Origin of the sequence: Cellulomonas sp. ATA003 (genome assembly GCF_031582905.1) — a bacterium.
GTDB lineage: Bacteria > Actinomycetota > Actinomycetes > Actinomycetales > Cellulomonadaceae > Pengzhenrongella.
On record NZ_CP133990.1, the window covers coordinates 1,365,520 to 1,388,882 of the forward strand.

The 23,363-nt window shown below is 74.2% G+C and carries 18 protein-coding genes and 5 pseudogenes; 12 read left to right on the forward strand and 11 right to left on the reverse strand.

Going from position 1 to position 23,363, the window contains the following annotated elements:
* Window positions 1-51 precede the first annotated feature (51 nt).
* On the forward strand, window positions 52-1,482 hold the full coding sequence (gene pyk, locus REH70_RS06715) for a pyruvate kinase (protein ID WP_310753338.1): 1,431 nt from the start codon (window positions 52-54) through the stop codon (window positions 1,480-1,482).
* Window positions 1,483-1,652: 170 nt separating this feature from the next.
* Here pyk and REH70_RS06720 read toward each other — a convergent pair whose 3' ends face one another.
* Complete coding sequence (locus tag REH70_RS06720; protein ID WP_310753339.1) at window positions 1,653-2,225, reverse strand: DNA starvation/stationary phase protection protein; 573 nt, start codon at window positions 2,223-2,225, stop codon at window positions 1,653-1,655.
* A gap of 582 nt (window positions 2,226-2,807) precedes the next feature.
* On the opposite strand from REH70_RS06720, the gene REH70_RS06725 reads away from it, so the two are divergent.
* From REH70_RS06725 to REH70_RS20500, 3 genes and pseudogenes are all read left to right on the forward strand, one after another.
* Entirely contained in the window at window positions 2,808-3,515 is a 708-nt protein-coding gene (locus tag REH70_RS06725; protein WP_310753340.1) for an alpha/beta hydrolase, read from the forward strand.
* 93 nt (window positions 3,516-3,608) lie between these two features.
* A pseudogene (locus REH70_RS06730) lies at window positions 3,609-5,573 on the forward strand (SpoIIE family protein phosphatase); the annotation flags it as partial.
* 56 nt (window positions 5,574-5,629) lie between these two features.
* Window positions 5,630-5,827 (forward strand): SpoIIE family protein phosphatase, encoded by a 198-nt coding sequence (locus tag REH70_RS20500; RefSeq protein WP_396134732.1) that lies wholly within the window; start codon window positions 5,630-5,632, stop codon window positions 5,825-5,827.
* Between the two features lie 9 nt (window positions 5,828-5,836).
* Here the strand turns inward: REH70_RS20500 and REH70_RS06735 are convergent, their stop codons facing one another.
* On the reverse strand, window positions 5,837-6,283 hold the full coding sequence (locus tag REH70_RS06735) for a DUF6098 family protein (RefSeq protein ID WP_310754167.1): 447 nt from the start codon (window positions 6,281-6,283) through the stop codon (window positions 5,837-5,839).
* Window positions 6,284-6,489: 206 nt separating this feature from the next.
* Between REH70_RS06735 and REH70_RS06740 the strand changes: the two are divergent.
* Window positions 6,490-7,100, forward strand: a pseudogene (locus REH70_RS06740) (DNA-3-methyladenine glycosylase I).
* Here the strand turns inward: REH70_RS06740 and REH70_RS06745 are convergent.
* Complete coding sequence (locus tag REH70_RS06745; protein WP_310753342.1) at window positions 7,088-7,999, reverse strand: Gfo/Idh/MocA family oxidoreductase; 912 nt, start codon at window positions 7,997-7,999, stop codon at window positions 7,088-7,090. The pseudogene REH70_RS06740 and the gene REH70_RS06745 sit on opposite strands and share 13 nt — an antisense overlap.
* Window positions 8,000-8,260: 261 nt before the next feature.
* Here REH70_RS06745 and REH70_RS06750 point away from each other — a divergent pair, with 261 nt between their 5' ends.
* The 6 genes and pseudogenes from REH70_RS06750 (at window position 8,261) to REH70_RS06770 (ending at window position 13,211) form a co-directional block, all read left to right on the forward strand.
* Entirely contained in the window at window positions 8,261-9,652 is a 1,392-nt protein-coding gene (locus REH70_RS06750; RefSeq protein ID WP_310753343.1) for an extracellular solute-binding protein, read from the forward strand.
* A gap of 349 nt (window positions 9,653-10,001) precedes the next feature.
* Window positions 10,002-10,568: pseudogene (locus REH70_RS20505) on the forward strand (carbohydrate ABC transporter permease); the annotation flags it as partial.
* A gap of 82 nt (window positions 10,569-10,650) precedes the next feature.
* Window positions 10,651-11,576: pseudogene (locus REH70_RS20510) on the forward strand (carbohydrate ABC transporter permease).
* Window positions 11,577-11,604: 28 nt separating this feature from the next.
* The gene (locus tag REH70_RS06760) at window positions 11,605-11,937 is read left to right on the forward strand and encodes a LacI family DNA-binding transcriptional regulator (protein ID WP_310753345.1); all 333 of its coding nucleotides are present in this window, start codon (window positions 11,605-11,607) and stop codon (window positions 11,935-11,937) included.
* Window positions 11,934-12,692, forward strand: coding sequence for a substrate-binding domain-containing protein (locus REH70_RS06765; RefSeq protein WP_310753346.1), 759 nt, complete (start codon window positions 11,934-11,936; stop codon window positions 12,690-12,692). Before REH70_RS06760 ends, REH70_RS06765 begins: the two co-directional genes overlap by 4 nt.
* A 171-nt stretch (window positions 12,693-12,863) precedes the next feature.
* Complete coding sequence (locus tag REH70_RS06770; RefSeq protein ID WP_310753347.1) at window positions 12,864-13,211, forward strand: STAS domain-containing protein; 348 nt, start codon at window positions 12,864-12,866, stop codon at window positions 13,209-13,211.
* Between the two features lie 9 nt (window positions 13,212-13,220).
* Here the strand turns inward: REH70_RS06770 and REH70_RS06775 are convergent, their stop codons facing one another.
* Complete coding sequence (locus REH70_RS06775; RefSeq protein WP_310753349.1) at window positions 13,221-15,854, reverse strand: EAL domain-containing protein; 2,634 nt, start codon at window positions 15,852-15,854, stop codon at window positions 13,221-13,223.
* Window positions 15,855-16,092: 238 nt separating this feature from the next.
* Between REH70_RS06775 and REH70_RS06780 the strand changes: the two genes are divergently transcribed.
* A complete protein-coding gene (locus tag REH70_RS06780) occupies window positions 16,093-17,151 on the forward strand; it encodes a GGDEF domain-containing protein (protein WP_310753350.1) in 1,059 nt (352 codons plus the stop codon).
* Here REH70_RS06780 and REH70_RS06785 read toward each other — a convergent pair.
* The 7 genes and pseudogenes from REH70_RS06785 to REH70_RS06815 all read right to left on the reverse strand — a co-directional run bounded on the left by REH70_RS06785 (window position 17,148) and on the right by REH70_RS06815 (window position 23,302).
* Window positions 17,148-18,155 (reverse strand): IS481 family transposase, encoded by a 1,008-nt coding sequence (locus REH70_RS06785; RefSeq protein WP_310747141.1) that lies wholly within the window; start codon window positions 18,153-18,155, stop codon window positions 17,148-17,150. The two genes, REH70_RS06780 and REH70_RS06785, sit on opposite strands and share 4 nt — an antisense overlap.
* 190 nt (window positions 18,156-18,345) lie before the next feature.
* Window positions 18,346-18,909, reverse strand: a complete 564-nt coding sequence (locus REH70_RS06790) for an ATP-binding cassette domain-containing protein (protein WP_310753352.1) — start codon at window positions 18,907-18,909, stop codon at window positions 18,346-18,348.
* Window positions 18,902-19,147, reverse strand: a pseudogene (locus REH70_RS06795) (ATP-binding cassette domain-containing protein); the annotation flags it as partial. The pseudogene REH70_RS06795 and the gene REH70_RS06790, both read right to left, overlap by 8 nt.
* Window positions 19,144-20,109 carry a putative F420-0 ABC transporter permease subunit gene (locus tag REH70_RS06800; protein WP_310754169.1) on the reverse strand — a complete coding sequence of 322 codons (966 nt, stop codon included), beginning with the start codon at window positions 20,107-20,109 and terminating at the stop codon, window positions 19,144-19,146. The pseudogene REH70_RS06795 and the gene REH70_RS06800, both read right to left, overlap by 4 nt.
* A gap of 307 nt (window positions 20,110-20,416) precedes the next feature.
* A complete protein-coding gene (locus tag REH70_RS06805; RefSeq protein ID WP_310753354.1) occupies window positions 20,417-21,586 on the reverse strand; it encodes a putative F420-0 ABC transporter substrate-binding protein in 1,170 nt (389 codons plus the stop codon).
* Between the two features lie 197 nt (window positions 21,587-21,783).
* The gene (locus REH70_RS06810) at window positions 21,784-22,023 is read right to left on the reverse strand and encodes a hypothetical protein (protein WP_310753356.1); all 240 of its coding nucleotides are present in this window, start codon (window positions 22,021-22,023) and stop codon (window positions 21,784-21,786) included.
* A gap of 154 nt (window positions 22,024-22,177) precedes the next feature.
* Window positions 22,178-23,302 carry a Gfo/Idh/MocA family oxidoreductase gene (locus tag REH70_RS06815; protein WP_310753358.1) on the reverse strand — a complete coding sequence of 375 codons (1,125 nt, stop codon included), beginning with the start codon at window positions 23,300-23,302 and terminating at the stop codon, window positions 22,178-22,180.
* Window positions 23,303-23,363: the final 61 nt, after the last annotated feature.

Sequence of the window (23,363 nt, forward strand, 5' to 3'; positions counted from 1 at the left end):
CGGCGGCGTGCGGCGACGGCGCAGACCTCAACACCGACATAGGCTGGAGCCATGCGTAGAGCAAAGATCGTGTGCACCATCGGACCAGTGACCGAGTCCGCCGAGCAGATCCAGGCGCTGGTCGACGCCGGCATGGACGTGGCGCGGCTCAACCGCAGCCACGGCGACACCGAGGTCCACGAGCGCGTGTACAACAACGTGCGCGCCGCGGCGAAGGCCTCCGGCCGCTCGGTCGCCGTCCTCGTCGACCTGCAGGGCCCCAAGATCCGCCTGGGCCGCTTCGTCGAGGGCAAGCACGAGCTCGCCGAGGGCGACGTCTTCACGATCACGACCGAGGACGTCCCCGGCACCAAGGAGCTCGTCTCCACGACCCACAAGGGCCTGCCGGGCGACGCCCGGGTGGGCGACCCGATCCTCATCGACGACGGCCGCGTGCTCGTGCGCGTCACCGCGGTCGAGGGCCCGCGCGTCGTGACCCGCGTCGAGGTCGGCGGCCCCGTCTCGAACAACAAGGGCCTCAACCTGCCGGGCGTCGCCGTGTCGGTGCCCGCGATGTCCGACAAGGACGAGTCCGACCTGCGCTGGGCCCTGAAGATCGGCGCTGACCTCATCGCGCTGTCCTTCGTGCGCAACGCCGCCGACTACGACGACGTCCGCCGGATCATGGAGGAGGAGGGCCGGGTCGTCCCGGTCATCGCCAAGGTCGAGAAGCCGCAGGCGGTGGACAACCTCGTCGAGATCGTCGAGGCATTCGACGGCATCATGGTCGCCCGCGGTGACCTGGGTGTCGAGATGCCCCTCGAGCAGGTGCCGCTGGTCCAGAAGCGTGCCGTCGAGCTCGCTCGCCGCAGCGCCAAGCCGGTCATCGTCGCGACCCAGGTCCTGGAGTCGATGATCTCGGCCCCGCGTCCCACCCGTGCCGAGGCGTCGGACTGCGCCAACGCCGTGCTCGACGGCGCAGACGCGGTCATGCTCTCCGGCGAGACCAGCGTGGGGGAGTACCCGATCGAGGCCGTGCGCACCATGGCGCGGATCATCGAGAACACCGAGGAGCTCGGCCGCGAGCGGATCGCGCCCCTCGGCTCGACGCCGCACACGCGCGGTGGCGCGATCACCCGGGCCGCCGCCGAGATCGGCGAGATCGTGGGCGTGAAGTTCCTCGTGACCTTCACCCAGTCCGGCGACTCCGCGCGGCGGATGTCGCGCCTGCGGTCCTCGATCCCGCTGCTCGCGTTCACCCCGGTGACCGCGGTGCGCAACGTGCTGTCCCTGAGCTGGGGCGTGCAGACGTACGAGGTCGCCGAGGTGGCGAGCACCGACGCGATGGTCGAGCAGGTCGACCAGACCCTGCGGGCCAACGGCCTCGCGGAGCTCGGCGACTACGTCGTCGTCGTCTCCGGTGCGCCGGTCGGGGTGGCCGGCACCACGAACTCCATCCTCGTGCACAAGATCGGCGAGGAGGCGGGCGCCCGCCGCGGCTGACGCCCCGCCGCCGGCCGGCGTGCGCCGGCCGCCGCACGCCGGTGAGCACGACAGAGCCCCCCGGGACCCGAGGTCCTGGGGGCTCTGTCGTGCGGTGGTACCGGTGCGCTGTGCCGGTGCGCTGTGCCGGAGCGCGGTGCGCAGTGCGCGCCTGCGCTCCGGCACCGGGCTCACTCGGTGCCGGTGCGCGCACCCTCCTCCGCCTGCGCGGCGGAGCCCTTCTCGGTGCTCTCGCCGTCCGTGCTCAGGCTGCCGCCGGCGGACTCGAGGTGCGCACGGACGAACCAGTGGAACAGCTCGAGCTCGTGCAGGTGGCCCACCAGCAGGTCGTTGGTGACGTCGTCGATGTCCTCGACGGCCTCGGCGGCGGCGCGGTGGTCGCCGATGACTCCCTGGTAGACGACGTCCAGCGCACCGAGGTGCTCGATGGCACCGGCGCGGCCGATGGAGTAGTCGTCCCAGGTGCGGGCGGCCACGAGCGCGCCCGGCGTGCCCTGCGGCGGGACACCGAGGGTCGCGATCCGCTCCGCGATCGCGTCCACCATCAGGCGGACGGCGTCGACCTGCGGGTCGATCATCTCGTGCACGGAGATGAAGTGCGGCCCGACCACGTTCCAGTGGATGTGCTTGAGCGTGAGCGCCAGGTCGTTGAGCGCGTGCAGACGGCCCTGCAGGGCGTCCGCGACGGTCCGGCCCTCCTCGGGCGTCAGCGAGGGGACGGTGAACTTGGGGAGATCGGTCATGACGGTCCTCCGGTCGATGCGTCGACGGCGTGCTCAGGTCCGGCCCCGCGCGGGGCCCAGACCCCGATCCTTTCCCACCTCGGCCCGGCTCGCGCGGTGAGAGCGCGCCGTCGGCGGCCAGGCGCCGACGGCCGGGCACCGGCGGCCAGGCGCCGACGGCCAGGCGCCGACGGCCAGGCGCCGACGGTCGGGCACCGACGGTCGGGCCCGGCGGATGCGGGCGCCGGCCGCGCGCGGTAGGACAGAGCCATGAGCACCCCCATCCCCGACCCCGCCGACCCCGACGCGCACACCGACGACCTCGTCGAGCCGGAGGGCACGAACGCCGGTGGCCTCGCCGACGCACCACCCCCGCCCCGCGGGAGGACGGGCACGCGACCGGCGGCGCCGACGTCCGCGGTGGCGGCCACCCCGAGGCCGGACCCCGCTCGCTCGCCGGCACCGAGGCGAAGTGGCACGAGCACGAGCTCGCGGGAGAGTCCTGGGACGATCCCGACCGGCTCTAGCGCGGGGCGCCCCGGGGCGACCGGATCCCGCGCGGCGCGCCTTGGGGGCGCGCCGCACCGTCGTAGGCTCGGACCCATGTCCGCCACCGTCCGTCACCACGTCACGGTTTCGGGTGACCCCACCGGTCGCCCCATGGTGTTCGCCCACGGGTTCGGCTGCGACCAGACGATGTGGCGGCTCGTGGCGCCGGAGTTCGAGCGCGACCACCGGGTGATCACGTTCGACCACGTCGGCGCAGGTCGGTCCGACCCCGGCGCGTACGACCCGGACCGCTACTCCTCGCTCGACGGGTACGCCGACGACGTCGTGGCGCTGTGCCGTGAGCTCGACCTGACCGACGTCGTGCTGGTGGGGCACTCGGTCAGCGCGATCATCGGCGTCCTGGCCGTCACCCGCGCGCCCGACCTCTTCGCGTCGCTCGTCATGGTCTCGCCGTCGCCGCGGTACGCCGACGACGAGGGCTACGTCGGCGGGCTCACCGAGGCGGACATCGACGGTCTGCTCGAGTCCCTGGACAGCAACTACCTGGGCTGGTCGGCGCAGATGGCGCCGGTGATCGCCGGGCCCGACAACCCGGTGACCGGCGCCGAGCTCACCGCGAGCTTCTGCCGCGCCGACCCCGCCATCGCGCGGCGGTTCGCGGAGGTGACCTTCCGGTCGGACAACCGGTCGGACCTCGCCGGTGTCGGCGTGCCCACCCTCGTGCTGCAGGTCGCCGACGACGCCATCGCGCCCCCGACGGTCGGCCGCTACGTGCACGAGCAGATCCGGGGAGCACGCTGACCGTCCTCGAGACGTCCGGCCACTGCCCGCACCTCAGCGCCCCCGGGAGACGATCGCCGCGATCCGGTCGTTCCTGGGCGCGGCGGCCACCGGATGACCGACCCGCTCCGGTCGACGGAGGGTGCGGCGTCGGGCGCGGCTGCCGTGCTGCCCGACGAGTCCGCGGAGGAGCTCTACGACGACGCGCCCTGCGGATACCTGACCACGACGCTCGACGGCATGATCGTCCGGGTCAACGACACGTTCCTGCGGTGGACGGGACGGACCCGTGAGGAGCTGCTCGGCCGCACCCGGCTGCGGGACCTGCTCAGCGCGGGCGGGCGGCTGTTCCACGAGACGCACTACGCCCCGATGCTGCAGCTGCACGGCAGCGTGCAGGAGATCGCGCTGGAGGTCGTGCGGACCGACGGGTCGACGATGCCGGTGCTGCTCAGCGCCGCCCGGCGCCCCGCGGAGGGCGACACGCCGGCGCTGGTGCGCACGACGGTGTTCGACGCGACGCACCGCCGGGAGTACGAGCTGGAGCTGCTGCGTGCACGGCGCGCCGCGGAGGCGTCCGAGGCGCGCATGCGCGCGCTGCAGGAGGTCCTGGAGCGGCTCGCCGCGGCGTCGTCGTCCCCGGAGGTGGTCGAGGTCATCGCGTCCGCCGCCGGGCCCGCGCTGGCGGCCCGCGGGTCGACCGTCTGGCTCCTCGACGGCGCCCCGGACGCCCCGGGTGGGGGCGACCTCGTGGTCGTGGCGTGGACCGGGACGGAGCAGCCGTCCGTCCGCCGCATCGGGCCGACGTCGAGGCTCCCGCACCGCGCGTGCCTCACCGAGGGGGCGGTGCAGACGATCGAGCCGGCGCCCGACGACGCCCCGCCCGGCCCGCTGGCGGAGGTCACGACCGCGCCGGGGACGAGCCGGCTCGCGCTCGTGCCGCTCGTCACCGGGGGCCGCCCGCTCGGTGTGCTGGCCGTCGAGCTGCCGCCCGACCGCGAGGTGACGGACGTCGCGGCGAGCCTCATGGGCACGCTCGGACGCCAGGCCGGGCAGGCGCTCGAGCGGGCGCGGCTGACCGACAACGCCGCTGCGGCGGCCCGGCGGTCGTCGTTCCTCCTGCGCGCCGCGACCGTTCTCGCCGCGGCCACGGACTTCCGCGACACGCTGGAGCGGCTCGCGGAGGTCGCGGTGCCCGCGCTCGCCGACATCTGCCTCATCGACATCCTCACCGACGCCGGCCCGGTCCGGATGGTCGGCCGGCACGGCGACCCGGCGCTGCAGCCGCTGGTCGACGAGGTCGTACGGGACTACTCCCCGACGCTGACGGACTCGTCGCCCGCCGTGCAGGCGCTCCTCGACGGGAAGGTCGTGTGGCGGCCGACGGTGGACCGCGCGTGGCTCGCCGCCGGCACCCGCGACGAGCGCCACCTGGACCTCGCGCTGCGCGCCGGGTTCGCCGGGTTCATCGCCGTCCCGCTCCTGACCGAGGACCGCCTGCTCGGGGCGATCACGCTCGCCGCCGGACCGGACCGGCCGCCCTTCACCGAGGCCGACGTCGACATCGCCCTCGAGCTCGGGCAGCAGGTCGCGCTCGTGGCCGCGCGGGCGGAGCGGTTCGACGTCGAGTACCGCGCCTCCCACGCGCTGCAGGCCGGGCTGCTGCCGCCGCCGCCGCCCCCGGTCGCGGGCCTCGAGGTCGGTGTGCGGTACCTGCCCGCCTCCCGGTGGGCCGAGGTCGGTGGGGACTTCTACGACGTCCTTCCCCTGGCGGACGGGTCCATCGCGTTCGCGGTCGGCGACGTCGTCGGGCACGACCTCACCGCGGCCGCCACCATGGGTCAGATCCGCAGCGTGTACCGCGCGTTGGTCGCCGAGGGGGCGTCACCCGCCGCCGTCGTGGACCGGATGCAGGCGAGCTGGCCCGTGCTCGGTCTCGAGCGCATGGCCACCGCGGTGTTCGGCCGGCTCTGGCCCGCCACCGGTCGGGTTCTGCTCGCCTCGGCCGGGCACCCGCCGCCGCTGCTCGTCAGCGACGGCGAGGCGCACGGGCTGCCAGTGGAGCCGACGACGCCGCTCGGCGTCCGGCTCGGGGCCGCGCCGGAGTGGTCCGGCACGGTGCCCCCGGGACCACCATGCTGCTGTACACCGACGGGCTCATCGAGACCCGGACGGAGTCGCTCGACGTGGGCCTCGAGCGCCTGCGCCGCGCGGCCGCGGGAGCCGGGACCCACGACCCCGAGCTGCTCTGCGACGCGCTGCTCGCGGCACTGGCGTCCGGGCACCGCAGCGACGACATCGCGCTGCTCGCGCTCGGGCGCCCCGGGGGCTGAGGCGCTCGGTCAGCCGCGCCGGTCCAGCGGTCCCCACTCCGGGGAGTGCTGCTCCGCGACGAGCCGCTCGCACTCATGGAGGGCGGCGTCGTCGACCCACGCGACCGGGTGGATGTCCTGCACCAGCGGCTCGTTGTCCGGACCGCGGCTGCACTCCCGGCCCCGCAGGATCCACGCGCGCACGCCGGGACCGCGCAGGTCGCGCAGGTGGCGGTAGTCGTACAGCCGGCGGGCCACCCAGAGCCGGAGCGGCCGGTCGCCCCACCACGGCTCGACCCGCAGGGAGTTGGCCGAGACACCGGGCAGCTCGATGCCGGTGAGGGCGTCCCGGCTGGTCGCGCGGCCGTCACCGTCCAGGTCGGTGTGCGGGCCCAGGGACCACCGGACGTACAGGTCGGCGTCCCCCTGCTCCACCAGCCCGACGAGCTCGTCGAGGGTGGAGATGGTCGGCAGCATCACGCGAGGCCCCCTGTCCGGTCCTGCCCCAGGGTGCCCCGGGCGGCGTCGTCGGGCATCCGCGGACCTCGGGACCCGCGGCTGGCTACCGTGGGTGCGTGCCCACCGACGACGTCCGCGACCCGGCCCCGAGCACGGCCGCGCGCCCGGCGGTGGGCTCAGGCGCGGGCTCAACCGCGCGCCCGGACGCAGCCCCGGTCGCCGACGTGCCGGACGGCACGGTCGTGGGGGAGGACGGGCTGGCCCGGCCCGCCTGGGCGGCGACCGACCCGCTGCTGCGCACGTACTACGACACCGAGTGGGGGATGCCGGTCCGCGACGAGCGTGGCATGTTCGAGCGGCTGACCCTCGAGGCGTTTCAGTCGGGGCTGTCGTGGGCGACCATCCTGCGCAAGCGCCCCGCCTTCCGGGAGGCCTTCGACGGGTTCGACCCCGACCGGGTCGCGGCCTACACCGACGACGACGTCGCCCGCCTCCTGGCGGACGCCCGCATCGTGCGCAACCGCGCGAAGGTCCTCGCGACGGTCACCAACGCGCGCGCCACCGTCGCGCTGCGGGACGACGGCGGCCTGGTCGAGCTCGTCTGGTCGCACCGGCCCGAGCGCACCCCCGCCCGCGGACCGCGGCCGAGGTCCCGACCCGGTCGCCCGAGTCGGAGGCGCTCGCCGCGGCCCTGCGCCGCCGCGGCTTCGTGTTCGTCGGGCCGACCACGATGTTCGCGCTCATGGAGGCCGTCGGGATCGTCGACACCCACCTGCTCGGCAGCCACCGGCGTGGCACCTCGGGGGTGTGGGGGAGCGGGCCTCAGGCCGGCTGAGCCGCCTTCTCGGCCGCCCGCACGACCTGCTCGCAGACGTCGTGCGTGACCAGCGCGTCGGTCGCGTGCATCCGCCGGCCGTCGCGGACCGCACCGAGGAACTCGGCGCACATCGCGTCGAAGCCGCGCAGCCGCGTCGCCGGGGCCCACCCGTCGCGGCGCACGAGGCGCTCGTCATCGACGAGGTCGACGACGTCGGCGAGGTCGGTCACCTGGCGGCGGCGACCGTCCCCGACGACGTCGAGCAGCTCGTGCGACATCCCGGCCGTCCAGCTCATGATCCCGATCGCGAGCCGTCCCTCGCCGGTGAACTGGACCGCGACCCGGCGGCAGGCGCCGTCGTCGGCGGTGCGGACCTGGATGCGCAGGTCCGCCAGCGGCGACGGCACGAGGAACCGGACGGTGTCCACGACGTGGATGAAGTCGTCGAACACCATGTCCCGCGCGGGCCCGAGCGGGTGCGACCGGTGCTTGTGCAGCACGACGACGTCACGGTCGGGCCAACCCGCGAGCTCGGTGACCGCCGGTGCGTGCCGCCGGTTGAAGCCGACCGTGAGCGTCACCCCGGCGGCCTCGGCGACGTCGACGAGCGCGCGTGCCGCCGCGGCGTCGGTCGCGAGCGGCTTGTCGACCAGCACGGGCACGCCCGCACGCAGCAGCGCGCCGGCGATCGCGGGATGGGTGGACGACGGCGTGTGCACGAGGGCGGCGTCGAGGCCGGCGTCGATCGCGTCGTCGACGGACGTGAACCGGTCCGCCGCGCGCACCGCGTCGCCCACGTCGGCGAGCGTGCGCGGGTCGCGGGTCACCAGCACCGGCGTCACGCCCGGCGTCGTGGCCAGGACCGGCACGTAGGCCTTGCGGGCGATGGAGCCCAGGCCGATGACGCCGACGCGCATGGAGCAGCTCCGTTCGTGGTCCGGCACCCGGCGGGCGCACCCCAGGGTAGGGGCGGCCAGACGTGCGGCTCCCGGCGACCCGCACCCCGGTTGCTGGCCCCGGAGCGAAGTGGTTACGTTCTCACTGCTGGCGCACCCACGCCGAGCCATCGGGCACCGGAGAGATCCCGCCAGCGCGGGCGGCGCGCCCGCCCGTCCGCCCGACGGGCACGACGCCCACCTCCGAGGCGCCGCACAGGCCCTGACGAAGAGGATGAACCGATGAAGCGAACACCATGGCGCTGGACCGCCCTCACCGTCGCCGCCGGCCTCGCGCTCGCCGGCTGCGCGACCGGCACGGGTGGCTCCGGAGGCGACGACGACACCGAGTACGACTCCGGTGCCGAGCTCAGCGGGGAGCTGTCGATCATGGGCTTCGGTGCCGGTGACGAGGTCGCCACCGCCCGCCTCGACCGCGTCGAGGAGCAGATGCCCGAGGTCGACGTCACGCTCATCGAGGGCGACCTCGACATCCAGCAGTTCCTGTCCGCCGTCGCCGCGGGCGACCCGCCCGAGCTCGTGTACGCCAACCGCGACCAGATCGGCACCTTCGCCTCGCGCGGCGCGATCATCCCGCTGGACAGCTGCATCGAGGGCGAGGGCATCGACACGTCGCAGTACCTCGACAGCGCGCTCGAGCAGGTGACGTTCGACGACCAGATCTACGCGATCCCGGAGTTCAACGGTCTGGCGATCACGATGGCCAACTCCGAGCTGCTGTCCGCCGCCGGCCTGACGATCGACGACGTCAACGGCTCGGACTGGGACGCGGTCACCGCGGCCACCGAGGCCATGATGGTGAACGACGGCGGCAGCCTCAGCGTCATCGGCTTCGACAGCAAGCTCCCCGAGTTCCTGCCCCTGTGGGCCAGGGCCAACGGCGTGGACCTGCTCTCCGAGGACGGCCGGACGGCCCACATCGACGACCCCGCGGTCGTGGAGGCACTCGAGTGGGCCGTGAACGTCTACGACCTGCAGGGTGGGTTCGGTGCGGTCAAGGCCTACCGCGACTCGGCCGACTTCTTCGGTGAGGGCAACCAGTTCGCGACCGACGTGCTGGGCGCCATGCCGATGGAGACCTGGTACGTCAACGTGCTCCAGGACGTCTCCCCGGACGCCCCCATGGTGTTCGACACGGTGCACGACCGCGAGGGCGACCCGCTCGCCTACGGGTCCGGGTCCTCGTGGGCCATCCCGGCGGACTCGACCAACCCCGAGGCCGCCTGCCGGTACATGAAGGTCATGACGGAGGCCGACTCCTGGATGGCCGCGGCGCAGGCGCGTGCGGACATCCGGGCGGAGGAGGGTCAGCCGTTCACCGGCCTGCAGCCCACCGCCAACACCGAGGCCGACGCAGCCATCCGCGACATGATCGGCGACGACGTCCCCGAGCCGTGGGCGTCCGCGATCGACGCGGCCTACACCGCGAACGACAACTCGTTCTCGCTGCCGGCCAACCCGGCCGACGCCGAGTTCAAGTCCGCGTGGCAGGACGCCGTCAACCGCGTCCTCAACGGGCAGGCGGAGCCGCAGGAGTCGCTCGAGCAGGGGCAGGAGGAGGCCCAGGAGGCCCTCGACCAGGCCTGGGCCACCTGGGACGAGCAAGAGGGATGACGTCGTGAGCACCACGACCCGCGGTGCGGGGGACGCGCGCACGGCGCGCGCCGCCCGCACCGCCGACGGGTCGTCCGGCCCCGGCCGGGCGCGCGAGGCGCAGCGCACGAACCGGCGCCGGGAGACCCGCGCCGCGCTGCTGTTCATCAGCCCGTGGATCCTCGGGTTCCTGGTGCTCACGCTGTGGCCGGTGCTGTACAGCGGCTACCTGTCGCTGACGGACTACGACGTCTTCAACGCCCCGAACTTCGTCGGGCTCGAGAACTACGAGCGGCTGGTGACCGACGACGACGCCCGCCGGGCGATCGGCAACACGTTCTACTTCGCGATCATCCAGGTCCCGCTGCAGGTGGTCGTCTCGCTCGCCCTTGCCCTGCTGCTCAACCAGGCCGGGCGGTCGGCGGGCTTCTTCCGCACCGCGTTCTTCCTGCCGCGCATGACGCCGCCGGTCGCCGTCGGCGTGCTGCTGCTGCTGCTGTTCAACGGCCAGGACGGGCTCATCAACGAGGTGCTCGGCTGGTTCGGCATCGACGGCCCGAACTGGACGACGGACTCCGCATGGGTCAAGCCGGGGCTCATCCTCATGAGCCTGTGGGCGGTGGGGTCGTCCGTCATCATCCTGCTCGCGGCGCTGCGCAACGTGCCGACCGAGCTCTACGACGCCGCGCGCGTGGACGGTGCGAACGCGTGGCAGAAGACGATCAAGATCACCGTGCCGATGATCAGCGGGCCGCTGTTCTTCATCTTCATCATCAACTCGATCGACGCGCTGCAGTCATTCACGGAGGCGTACACCGCGTACTTCGGCGCCGGGAACTCGACCTACAGCAACGAGGCGGCCGAGTTCTACTCGATCTACCTGTTCCGCCAGGCGTTCGAGTTCCTCAACATGGGTTACGCGTCCGCGCTGGCCTGGGTCCTGTTCGTCATCATCCTGCTCATCACGCTCGTGCAGCTGAGGGTCTCCAAGCGCTTCGTCTACTACGAGGGGAGCAGCGATGACGCCCAACGCCACGACCGAGTCCATGGCGCGGGAGAACGTGGGCCGGGCCGCCGTCGTCGACAACACCGGCGGGCTGCACCGCGACCACCACAAGCCGATGACGCCGGGCCGGGTCCTGGTGATCCTCGCGCTCCTCGCGTGCACGGTGATCTTCATCTACCCGTTCGTCTGGCTGGTCTCGGCGTCCTTCAAGCCGCGCGGCGAGGTGTTCGACAACAAGATCATCCCCGAGACGTTCACGCTGGCGAACTACGTCGAGGTGTGGCAGGAGGCGCCGATGCTCCTGTGGCTCGGCAACACCCTGCTCGTCACAGTGCTGGCGGCCACGACGGTCACCGTCTCGAGCGCGCTGGTGGCGTGGGGCTTCTCCTACTTCCGCTTCCGCGGGCGGGGGCGCTGTTCGGTCTCGTGCTGGCGACCATGATGCTCCCCGGTGCGGTCACCATGATCCCCACGTTCCTCATCTGGAACTCCCTCGGGCTGACCGGGACCCTGTACCCGCTGTGGGCCGGCAACCTGTTCGGCAGCGCCTTCTACATCTTCCTGCTCCGGCAGTTCTTCCTCGGGCTGCCGCGCGAGCTGTTCGAGGCCGCCAAGATCGACGGCGCGAACAACTGGGGCATCTTCTGGCGGATCGCGATGCCGCTGACGAAGCCGGCGATCGTCGTGACGCTGCTCTTCGAGTTCCAGGCCGCGTGGACCGACCTCATGCGCCCGCTCATCTACCTGCGCGACTCCAGCACCTTCACCATCCCCCGGGGGCTCAAGTCGCTCGTCGACCGCTACGGCTTCGGCGGGGAGTGGCACTGGGAGATCATCGTCACGGCCAGCGTCATCACGACCGTGCCGATGATCATCCTGTTCTTCCTCGGCCAGAAGCACTTCGTCGAGGGCATCGCGACCACCGGCTCCAAGGGCTGACCGGGCGGCGCGGGACGCTCACGGGCGGGTGAGGACAGTGACGGGCACCGACGAGCCGCCGCACCGCCGGGGGTCGGCGCAGCGACGCGCCACGATCAAGGACGTCGCCGAGGCCGCCGGGGTGTCGCGGTCCACGGCGTCGCGCGCGCTGACCGGCCGCGGCTACGTCGGCCTCGGGGTGCGCGAGCGCGTCCAGGCGGCCGCCGACGCCCTCGGGTACGTGCCCGACGACATGGCGCGGCACCTCAAGGAGCGCGTGTCACGCTCCGTGGGCGTCCTCGTCCCCGAGCTGCGCGACTCGTTCTTCGCCGACGTCGCGGCCGGGATCAGCCAGGGGCACGCCGCCGCGGCTTCGCGATGATCCTCGCCGACGGGGACGGCTCCGCTGGCGGGGAGGTCGAGGCGGCCCGGCGCTTCGTCGCGCTGCGCGTCGCCGGGGTGCTCGTGGCGCCGCTGTCCGACCAGGTGACGAGCTTCCTCGCCGGTCAGCGCGTCCCGGTGGTGCAGGTGGACCGGCACGTCGGTGACGGCCCGGTGGACGCCGTCGTGGTCGACAACCACGCCGCTGCGCGGGAGGTCACCGAGCACCTCCTGGCCCTGGGGCACCGGCGGCTCGCCCTGCTCGTCGACGACTCGGGCTCGAGCACGGCGCGGGACCGTCACCGCGCGTACCTCGAGGTGTGCCGCGCCGCCGGGGTGCCGGTCGACGACGCGCTGGTCGTCACCTGCCCGCCGGACGCCGCGACCGCGCGGGACCGGGTGCGTGCGCTGCTCACGGGTCCCGGCGCCCCCACCGCGGTGTTCGCCGCGGGTGCACCGCTGGCCGAGGGGGCGTGGCGGGCGGCGTCCGACGTGGGACTGCGGCTGCCGGCGGACCTCAGCCTGGCGGCGTACGACGACGCCACCTGGATGAGGCTCGTGACCCCGGGCGTGACGGCGGTCCGGCAGGACGCGGTGGCCCTCGGCGAGGCCGCGCTCGCCCGGCTGCTCGACGTCATCGGCGCCCCGGGCCCGCCGAGGACGACGTCGCTCAGCGCCGAGGTGCTGCACCGCGGGTCGACGGCGCCGCCGCGGCCGGACCGCGTCGTCCCCGAGCCGGCCAGGGCGTCGTCCTGACGGGTGCGGGATCGGCCGGGTGCAGCCGATGCCTGTCAGTCATATGGGTGCCGACCCTGGTCAAGACGTCAGGTGACGTGGCACGCTGAGCGGGTCGCCGACGACGTCCGTCGGGCCCCGGCCCGCAGGACGCGCCGCACCTCGCTGCCGCCGTGATCGTCAGGACGCACCATGACCCAGACCCTGCCGTACCGGACCATCCCGCCGACCGGCGTCGGCCCCGCCGGTGACGTCACCCTCCAGGCACGGCGCGGGCGCCTGCTCGTGCGCTTCACCGGTGAGGTCGACACGGCGCTGCGGGCGCAGTTCACCCGCGTGCTGGGGGCCGTGCGCTCGAGCCACGAACCGGTCGAGGTGGACTGCCGCGACGTCACCTTCTTCTGCGCGGAGGGTGTCCGCATGCTCATGCTCCTGCAGGTGGCCGCCGGCGGACCGGGGGTGTGCTCGTTCAGGTCGAGCCCCACGGTCGACCAGGCGCTGCGGCTGTCGGGCATCGAGGGCTACCCCACGCCGGCCTGACGTCGGGCGTCAGCGCACCCGGGCGCCCGGTGCGAGCAGCGGCGTGAAGTCGTCGGCCCGGCACGGTCGGCCGAAGAGGTAGCCCTGCGCCGACGCGCACCCCAGGTCGCCGAGCAGGTCGCGCTGGCCCTCCGTCTCGACCCCTTCCGCGACCACGGCGAGGTCGAGCGCGCGCGCCATGCCGAGCACGGCGTCGACCAGGTGCCGGTCCCGCCCGTCGTGCTCGATGCGGGTGATGAACGACCGGTCGATCTTGAGCGACGTGATCGGCAGGTGCTGCAGGTAGGACAGCGAGGAGTACCCCGTCCCGAAGTCGTCCACGGCGACCTGGACCCCGAGGCGACGCAGGCGGTGGAGGTTCTCGATGCCACCGCCGGCGCGACGCACCACCGCGCTCTCGGTGACCTCCAGGCACAGGTGGTGCGGTGCCAGACCGGTGTCCCGCAGCACCTGGGCGACGCACCGGGCGAAGTCGTCGTCGAGCAGCTGGGCGGCGGCGACGTTGACCGACATGACGAACGGGTGGTCGGTGCGCTGCCACTGCGCGGCCTGACGGCAGGCGCGGCTGAGCACGAGGTCGCCGATCGCGGTGATCTGGCCCGACCGTTCGGCGACCGGGATGAACTGCAGCGGCGGCACGAGGCCGCGCTCGGGGTCCTCCCAGCGCACGAGCGCCTCGGCGCCGGTGATGCGGCCCGAGTCGAGGTCGACGATCGGCTGGTAGTGCACGACGAGCTCGTCACCGGCCAGCGCTCGACGCAGCCGGTGCTCGGTCTCCAGCTGGTGGGTGGCGCGCACCCGCATCGAGTCGTCGAAGACCGACAGCACGCGGCCGCCGGACTGGGCGTGCCCCAGGGCCGTGGCCGCCGCCCGGAGGAGGTCGTCGGCGGTGCGCCCGGCGTGCCGCCCGCCGTCGCGCGCCCGGTCGCCTGGGTCATCGCCTACGGGACCGTCGGCTGCCGACCCGTCGCCTGCCGATACGTCGGCTGCCGACCCGTCTGCTGCCGGCCCGTCGGCTGCCAGCCCGATGCCGGCCGTGACCCGCACGACCACGCCCGGCGCCGGCCAGCCCATCGGCTCACCGACGGCGACGTGCAACGACTGCGCGAGGTCGATCGCCTCGTCCCGGGTGAGGTCCTCGCACACCACGAGGAAGCCGTCGCCGGCCGCACGCGCGAGTGCGTCGCCGGGCCGCACGCCGGACCGCAGCCGCGCCGCGACCTCGATCACGACGCGGTCGGCCGCGTCGGGTCCGATGCCCGTGGCGATGGCGTCGAAGTCGGTGAGACCGAGATGGAGCACACCGGGGCGCGCGGGACCGGTCGCCCGGGACAGCAGGAGGTCGAGGCGGGCGCGCGCCCAGTCGGCGTCGGGCAGGCCGGTCAACCGGTCGTGCGACGCCTGGTAGGCCAGTCGCGCCTCCTGCCCGGCGCGCACGTCGAGCATCGAGTTGTAGGCGCGGGCGAGCTCCACGAGCTCCGCGGCGCCGTCCTCGGGGACACGGGCGTCCCCGGCGTCGTCCCGGGCGCGCACGGCGTTGCTCGTCAGCGCACGCAGCGGTCCTGCGACGCGGCGGTCGAGGACGGCGAGCGCGGCGGCGAGGAGCAGCAGCGCCGCGCCACCGGTGAGGGCCTGCCGGACGAGCGTCCCGCGTGCGGACTCCAGCACGGTCGAGTGCTCCAGACCCGCGACCACGCGCCAGGGCAGGCCGGCGACGTCGGCCGACGCCTGGGTGCGGACCACGCCGTCCGGTCCGGCCCAGCGTCCGGTGCCGCCCGCCCCCATCCCGCCGACGCGGGACGCGTCGGGGGCTGCGGGGTCGGAGGGGGCTGCCTCGGCTGGCGGGGCGTCGGCGGGCGCTGCGCCGGCGGGCGCGGGGTCGGCAGCCGCTGGGTCGGCGCCGGCCCGGTCCGGCGTCGAGGTGGACACGACGTCGGCCCCGGTGCGGTCCACCACGAGCAGGGCGGCGTCGGCCGGGAGGGCCTGCGTGGTCGCGAGCGCCGTGGCCGCGTGGGTGGCGTCGAGGAACACCGCGACCACCCCGGCCGGCTCGGTGCTCGGCCCGTCGGTCGGCCCGTCGTTCGGCTCGGTGCTCGGGCCCGCGATGGGCTGGGTGACGACCACCACCCGGCGTCCGGTCACGGCGTCCGTCGCGGGCCAGTGGATGGTGAGCCCGGGGGCGCCGAGCGCCTCGGCGAGCCACGGTGAGCCGCCGTGCACCTCGAGGTCGACGAGCGACGGCTCCGACGAGCACCCGACCCGGCCGTCCGGCGCGACGAGCGCCGCACGGGCGTCCGGGAATGCCTCGCCCCCACCCACGACCAGGGTGCAGTCGTTCGGCCCCTCGAAGGCTAGGGCGAGCGTCGGCTGTGCGGCGAGGCGCTCGACCTGGTCGGTCGCCAGGCCCAGGGCGTCGGTGATCTCCTGCGCGGCGATGCGCGCCTGGTCGGTCATCCGGGAGGTGGCGTACCGCTCGGCCTGGGCGGCGCTCCAGACGTAGCCGGAGCCGAGGGAGGCAGCCAGCACGACGACGGCGACCGCGAGGACGGTCCACAGGTGCGCCCGGACGGACCACGGCCGACGTGCCCGGCTCGAGGGCACGGCGGCGCCCGGACGTCCGGGCTGGCGGGTGCTGCGCGGCATCGGCTCACAGTTCGATCGGGTCGGATCGGGCAGCCGGGGCCGGCGTCCCGCGGTGTCGAGCCGTCACCGGTACGAGTGAGACCTGCCCCCGCGAAGAATGGAACGCTGAGTGCCGAGGGTCTGTCAAAACGACGCCACGAGCAAGTCACGGACGGTGTGTCGGCGCGCTCGTGCACGGCCGGACGGGTGAACGCTCACGGTGCGGTCAAGGACCGGGCCCGTCCTCCGATGGACAGGTGTGAAGCCGTTGGCGCAGGACGAGGAGCAAGTGCTCTTCTGGCGACGCCATGCCGTCCTGGGGGTGCTGCTGTGCACCGTGCTGCCGGCCGTCGCGGTCCTCGACACCTGGATGTCCGACGCACCCGCGCACGAGGCGCTGCGCTACGGCATCTGCCTGACCGTGATGGTGCTCTCCCCGCTCCTGCTGCTCGTACCGGTGGGACGCGTCGTGCGGCACCCGGCAGGGCGGTTGTTCTTCGACGCGTGGGAGACCGCCGGGCTGACGCTCGTGCTGACGATGGCGGTGCTCGACGGCGGCGCGTACAGCCCCTACCTGCAGATGCTGTACATCCTCCTCGCGCACGCCGCCCTCGCGTACCCGCCCGGCGGCATGGTGGTGGCCGGCGCGCTCGCGGTGACCGGGTTCCTCGGGGTATCGCTGACCGGCGGCGCGCCCGACGCCCGGTACCTCGTGACCGGCGCGCTGCTGCTCACGGTCACCACCGGGACCTGCGCCTTCGCGTCGCACAACCACGTGCGCGCGTACCGGCGCACCGCGAGCCGGGCCCGCCGCGTGGAGCGGCTCGCCGAGCTCGACGGGCTCACCGGCTGCGTCAACAACAGGACGTTCCACGAGCGGCTCGCCGACGCCGCCGAGGTCGCCGGGCCGGCGCACCCGCTGAGCCTCCTGGTGATCGACATCGACCAGTTCAAGTCCGTCAACGACGGTCTGGGGCACCCCGCCGGGGACGCCGTGCTCCAGCGCGTGGGCGCCATCCTGCGCGGGGTCTCCCGCGCGATCGACACCGCCGGGCGGCTGGGTGGCGACGAGTTCGCCCTGCTGCTCCCCGCGACGACCACCGACGACGCCGTGCGGGTCGCGGAACGCGTGCGCGAGCAGGTCCGCGCGGTCACCGGCGACGGGGCGGTGACCGTGAGCGTCGGGGTCGCGACGTGCGCGACGGACCGCACCGACCCCGCGGCGCTGATGGCCGCCGCCGACCGGGCGGTGTACCGGGCGAAGGCGACCGGGCGGGACCGCGTCGTCCGTGGCGCGGCGGACGCGCAGACGGTCTAGGTGTTCTGGCTCAGGACGTTGGTGACGCCTGCGTGCAGGCGTGAGGCCGGTGGTTGGTTGCCGGCGGCAGTGTGAGCGCGATGGTAGTTGTAGTGCACGTTCCACATCGTGATGGCCGCGGCGCGCTCGTCCTCGCAGGTCCAGACGCGGGCGTAGAGGAGCTCCTCGGCCAGGGTCCGGTTGTACCGCTCGACCTTGCCGTTGTGGCGCGGGGTGTGGGGGCGGATGCGCTGGTGGCGGGACGCGACGGCGGTCACGGTGCGGGCGAACGCGGTGGCCTTGTAGTTAGCGCCGTTGTCGGTGACGACGCGGACCAGGCGCACGATGCCGTGAGCGGCGAAGAACGCCCGGGCCCGGTGGAAGAACCCGATGGTGGTGACGGCCTTCTCGTCCGCGAGGTGTTCGGTGTACGCCAGCCGGGAGTACCCGTCGATCGCCGAGTGCAGGTACACGTACCCCGCACGGGCCCCGGTTGTCTTGGCGCGCCGGGCGGCCTTGTCCTGGGCTGAGCCGCGGCCGTGGGCGCGCCATCCGCCCCCGTCGGGGATGCGGCCGACCTTCTTCACGTCCAAGTGCACCATGTGCCCGGGGTACCGGGCCGTGATCGCCGTGGTGGTGCGGTTGGTCTGCCCGTCGGGGTCGATGTCGCGGCGGCGGTTGATCCCCAACCGGACCAGCCACCGTGACACGGTCGCCAGGGACACCGTGTGTCCGGTGCGGATCAGCTCGAGGTGGATCTGCCGGGCGGTCCACTTGTGCGTGCGCCGCCACGTCTCGATTTGCTCGACCACGTCGGCCGGGACCTGGGTCGGGGTGCGGTGCGGGACGCTGGGCCGGTCGACCAGGCCGGCGTCGCCGAGGTCGTCGTACCGGGTCTTCCACTTCGACAGGCACTGGCGCGACACCCCGGCCTCAGCCGCGACGTGCGCGATCGGACGGGACTCGCACCGCAGGACCAGACGGAGCCGGCCGGCAGGGGTCAACGGAGCGTTAGCGTGGGTCATCGAGGGGTAGGTCCTTCAGCTCGCAGGAGGTTGGTCGCACTTCCATCCTGCCGCCGGGACCTACCCCTCCCTCACACCCCCGCCGGCGTCACCAACCTCATGAGCCACAACATCTAGGGCCTCGGCACGACGCCGCCGGCGCTGTCGATGCCGTTGATGCCGTGAATGCCGGCGGGTCGGACGCTCCAGATCACGCGGGGGTGGTCGCGGCCGCGAAGGTGAGGACCGGGCGTCCCGTCAGGGGATGGCGCAGCACGGTGGTCGAGACGCCGTAGACGGGGTCCAGCACCTCGGGCACGAGCACGTCGTCGACGGGGCCGGCCGCGACGACGCGGCCGCGGGAGAGCACCACGACGTGGTCGCAGTAGGCGGCGGCGAGGTTGAGGTCGTGCAGGGCGACGAGCGCCGTCGTGCCGGCGCCGGCGGACCCGCGCACGAGGTGGAGCGCGGCGAGCTGGGCCGCGACGTCGAGGTGGTTGGTCGGCTCGTCGAGGAGGAGCAGCTCGGGCTCCTGGGCCAGTGCCCGCGCGAGGTGCACCCGCTGCCGCTCGCCGCCGGACAGCGTGCCGAACCGCCGGTCGGCGAGGCCCGCGAGGTCCACCGCGGCGAGGGCGGTGCGGACCGCGGCGACGTCGGCGGGGAGTCCGCCGCCCAGCGCGAGCGGTGGGGGTGCGGCCCAGCGCGACGGCGTCGTGCACGGAGAGGTCCACCTCGGTCTGCGCGTCCTGCTCCACGAGGGCGACCCGGTGGGCACGGTCGCGGGGGCGCAGCGCGAGCAGGTCGTCGCCGCGCCACAGCACCGCGCCGGTGGACGACGACCGCCCGGGCAGGGCGCCGCCCACGCCCGCGACGAGGCGCAGCAGGGTCGACTTGCCCGAGCCGTTGGGTCCGAGCAGACCGGTGACGGTGCCCTCCGGGACGGTGAGGTCGACGTCGTGCAGGATCGTCGCGTCACCGACCCGCCAGCCGCCGCCTCGCACCTGCAGGGTCATGCCGCGGCCCGGCGGCGGCGCAGGATCCACGCGAACACGGGGGCCCCGATGAACGCCGTCAGCACGCCGACCGGCAGCTCGCGGGGGGCGAACACCGTGCGAGCGAGCGTGTCCGCCCAGATGAGGAACGACGCGCCGACGAGCGCCGACAGCGGCAGCAGCACGCGGTGGCGGGCACCGACCAGCAGCCGCGTGGCGTGCGGGAGGATCAGGCCGATGAAGCCGATCGAGCCGCTGACGGCGACCATGCCGCCCGTCAGGAGTGCGACGCCGGTGAGCATGACCCAGCGGGTCCGCCGGACGTCGACGCCCAGCGCGGCGGCGGACGTGTCGCCGAAGGCGAAGGCGTCGAGCGTGCCGCCGGCCGAGGCCAGCAGCGTGCCGACGACGAGAAGCGCGGTCGTGGCGATCACGACGCTCGACCACGTCGCGCCGCCGAGCGAGCCCATCAGCCAGCTGAGGATCTCGCGGTAGGAGTCCCCGGTCGACGACCAGAAGATGACGAACGACGTCGCGGCGGCGCACAGCTGCGCGACCGCGAGGCCGGCCAGCACCGTGCGCGTGGGGGTCAGGGCGCCGAGCGACCCGGCCAGCGCGAGGGTCGCGACGAGGGCCCCGGTGGCGCCGAGGAACGCCGCGGCCGGCAGCGCGACGCCGATTCCGAGCACGAGGACGCCGACCGCCCCCAGGGAGGCCCCGGAGGACAGCCCGAGCAGGTAGGGGTCGGCCAGCGGGTTGCGGGTCAGGCTCTGCATGACCGCGCCGGCCAGCGCGAGCCCGGCCCCGACGGCACCGGCGGTGAGCACGCGGGGCAGGCGCATCTCCCACACGATCGCGTCGCGCAGCTCGGTGAGCGGCGTGGTGCCCAGGCCGGCGTGCGAGGCGACCGACCGCCACACCTCCGTCGCGCTGATCTGGGCCGGGCCGACGGTGATGGAGAGCACGACCGAGGCCGCGAGCAGGACGCCGGCGAGGACGACGAGGACCGGGGCGGGGACCGGCCGGCGGCGTCGGCCGGCGTCGGAGCGGTCGAGGTTGCTCGCGCCGGTGCCTGCGTCCACGCTGTCGCCGGTGCGCTCGCCGGTGCGCTCGCCGGTGGGCTCGCCGCCCGTGCCGAGCGCGCGCCCGGACCGCGGGGACGTGGCCCCGGCGGCGTCGGGGACGGCGCGGGCTCCGCTGCGGGGGTGGGCGGTCTGGGTCACGGCCGGGTCGCCGTCGTCGGTGTCGTCGCTGTCATCGCTGTCGTGGCTGTCGCCGGTGTCACGGCTGTCACTCCGGGACGCGGAGGTCGGCGAGCTGGCCCGCGAGGTCGTGCACGGCGTCGACGGTCCGGACGCCGGCCTCGGTGGCGGGGAACGGGACGACGAGGTAGCTGCCCTCGCGGACGGCCGTCAGGCGCGCGGTCGCGGGGTTGCCCTCGAGGACGTCGATCTTCTTCTCGGCCGTGTTCCACTCGGCGTCGACCAGGACGATGACATCGGGGTCCGCCGCCACGACCTCCTCCCAGGCGAACGACGTCCAGGTGTCGCGGACGTCGCCGGCGATGTTCTCGAGCCCGACGGCGTCCATGACGAGCTGCGGTGCACCGATGCCGGCGCCGACGTACGGGACGTCCGAGCCCGAGGAGTACCAGAGGGCGGTGCGGCCGGCGTCGTCCGGGACGACGTCGTCGAGCCGGGCGCGCTGGTCGGCGACCAGGTCGGCGGCGGCCTGCGGCGCGCCGAAGAGCCGGCCCGCCTCCTCGATCTCCGCGAAGACGTCGTCGAAGGTCAGCGGGTCGGGCTGGTACCCGGCGGTCCGGCAGGCCGACGGTGACACGTAGGACGCCACCCCGAGCTCGGCCAGCGCCGCGCGCTCGCCGGCGCTCTCGGTGGAGAAGCTGCTCTCCCAGCCGGCGTAGACGAGGTCGGGCTCGAGCGTGAGGACGGCCTCGGGGCCGGGGGCGCGCTCCGAGAGCACCGGCAGGTCGGTCGCGGCCGCAGCGAGGGACTCGGGCACGGGGCCGTCGAGGAACGACGCGCCCACGATCCGGTCACCCAGCCCGAGGGCGAGGAGCATCTCGGTGGTGCTCGACTTGATGGTCACGATGCGCTCGGGCGGGGCGTCCACCGTGACGTCGAACCCGCAGTTGTCGACCGTGACGGGGTAGCCGGCCTCGGCGCCCTGGCCTGCACCGGCGGAGCCGCCGCCGCCCTCGCCCGCACCGGCAGAGGCGCTCGCGTCCCCAGCGGTCGGGGCGTCGTCGGCGGATCCGCCGGAGGATGCCGCGCCGGCGGACGAGCAGCCGGCGAGGACGAGCGCCGCGAGGAGACCGAGGGCACCTGTCGTTCGGCGGGCCGCCGGTCGGTTCGGGCGGTCACCGGTCGCGCGCGCGGGGACGGGGTCGAGGGGGCAGCGGTCGGCATGGGGGCTCCGGGAGGGTCGGTGGAGGCGGCGCACAGCGCGCGGCGTCGGACCAGCTGCCCAAAGTCGGAGCAAGCGCACAGGGCCAACTCCGACCCCGGGATCCCGATGTCCATTTGTACCCCAGGACGGCGTCGGACCCCGTACCGAGACGGGTCGGTACGGGGTCCGGTGCGGTCGTGCCGCGGTGGTGGTGTCGTCGCGCTGCCGTCGTGGCGCGGTGAGGCGCCGCGTCAGCCCGCCGAGCTGAGCCGGCCGGCGAGCATCGACTTGCCGAGGTCGGCTCCCTTGCGACTGTCGGCCTGAGCCTTGCGGAAGAACTCCGCGAGCTCGGTGTCACCGTCGCGGTCGGCGTCGTCGATGTACGTCTGCAGGCGCAGCACGTTGCTCAGGCACGCCTCGACGAACCAGATGAGGTTGTAGTCCTTGTCCTTCGTCCCGGTCAGGGCGCCGGTCTCGCCGTCGATCGCCATCGTGGTCCTCCTGTCGGATCCTGCGGACTGCGGGCCCGCGGTGCGTGCCCGAGGTCGACGTTACGACCGGGTGGGCGGGTCCGCACGGGTCCGGGCGCCTGCGGCTCCGACGGGTCGGGGCACCCGGTGCCTCGAGGTCGTCCGGGGGCGCGGCTCAGCGCGCGGCCGCGGCGCGGTGGCCGGCGAGCAGCGTGTCGATCACCCGGGTGGTGCGCAGCGCCGTGCGTCCCGTGCTCGGGCACCGGCCGCGACCGGTGAGCTCGTCCACGACGGTCTGGATGAGGGGCAGCTGCACCGTCTCGGGGTTCGGCGCGCTCACCTCGCGGGTGCCGCCGGGGGTCACGACGCGGATCGGCTCGCGGCCGAAGCTGGAGAAGCGCAGCGACCCGCCGTCACCGACGATCTCGACCTCGTCGAGCGACTCGGCGGCGTCGAACAGCCACAGCCCGGTCCCGTGCACGCCGGACGCGAACGAGAAGCTTGCGGCGACGACGTCTTCGGCGAGAGGACCCACGGCGTCGGCGGTGCCGTCGACGTTGCCGGTGCCGACGTTGCCGGTGCCGGCGCTGCCGGTGCCGGCGTCGGCGGTGCTGTCGTCGGCGGTGCTGTCGGGGCTGACGGTGCCGCTCGTGCTCCTCGGCGGTGCGCCGGCCGCCACCCCGCTGCAGTCGGTCACCGGTCCCAGCAGGTGGTCGAGCAGGTCGAGCGTGTGCGACCCGAGGTCGACGAACAGCCCACCGCCGGAGACCTCCGGGCGCAGCCGCCAGGGCAGGACGCCGTCGGGGGACGTCGGGGCGGGCCGCTGCAGCCGCACGCTGACGGCGCGCGGTGTGCCGATGGCGCCGTCGGCCAGGAGGGTCCCCACCGCGGTGAAGCGCGGGAGCGTCCGCCGGTAGTACGCGACGAAGAGCGGGACGCCGGCGCGGTCGGCGGCGTCGATCATCGCCTCGCACTCGGCCGACGTTCGCGCCATCGGCTTCTCGACGTAGACGGGCTTGCCCGCGGCCGCGACCCGGATCGCGTAGTCGGCGTGTGAGTCCGGGGGCGTCGCGATGTACACCGCGTCCACGTCCGGGTCGGCGATGAGGGCGTCCGCGTCGTCGTACCACCGGGGCACGCCGTGCCGGCGGGCGTAGTCGGCGGCACGTACGCCGTCACGTCGCATGACGGCGACGAGCTCGGACCCTTCGGCCTGCTGGAAGCCCGGTCCGCTCTTGGTCTCGGTGACGTCGCCGACGCCGATGATGCCCCAGCGGACCGGGCCCGTGATCGTTCGCATGGTGGGGACCGTAGCGCCGCCGGTGGGCGTGGGTCCGTCGTCCGCGCCGGTGAGGGCCGTG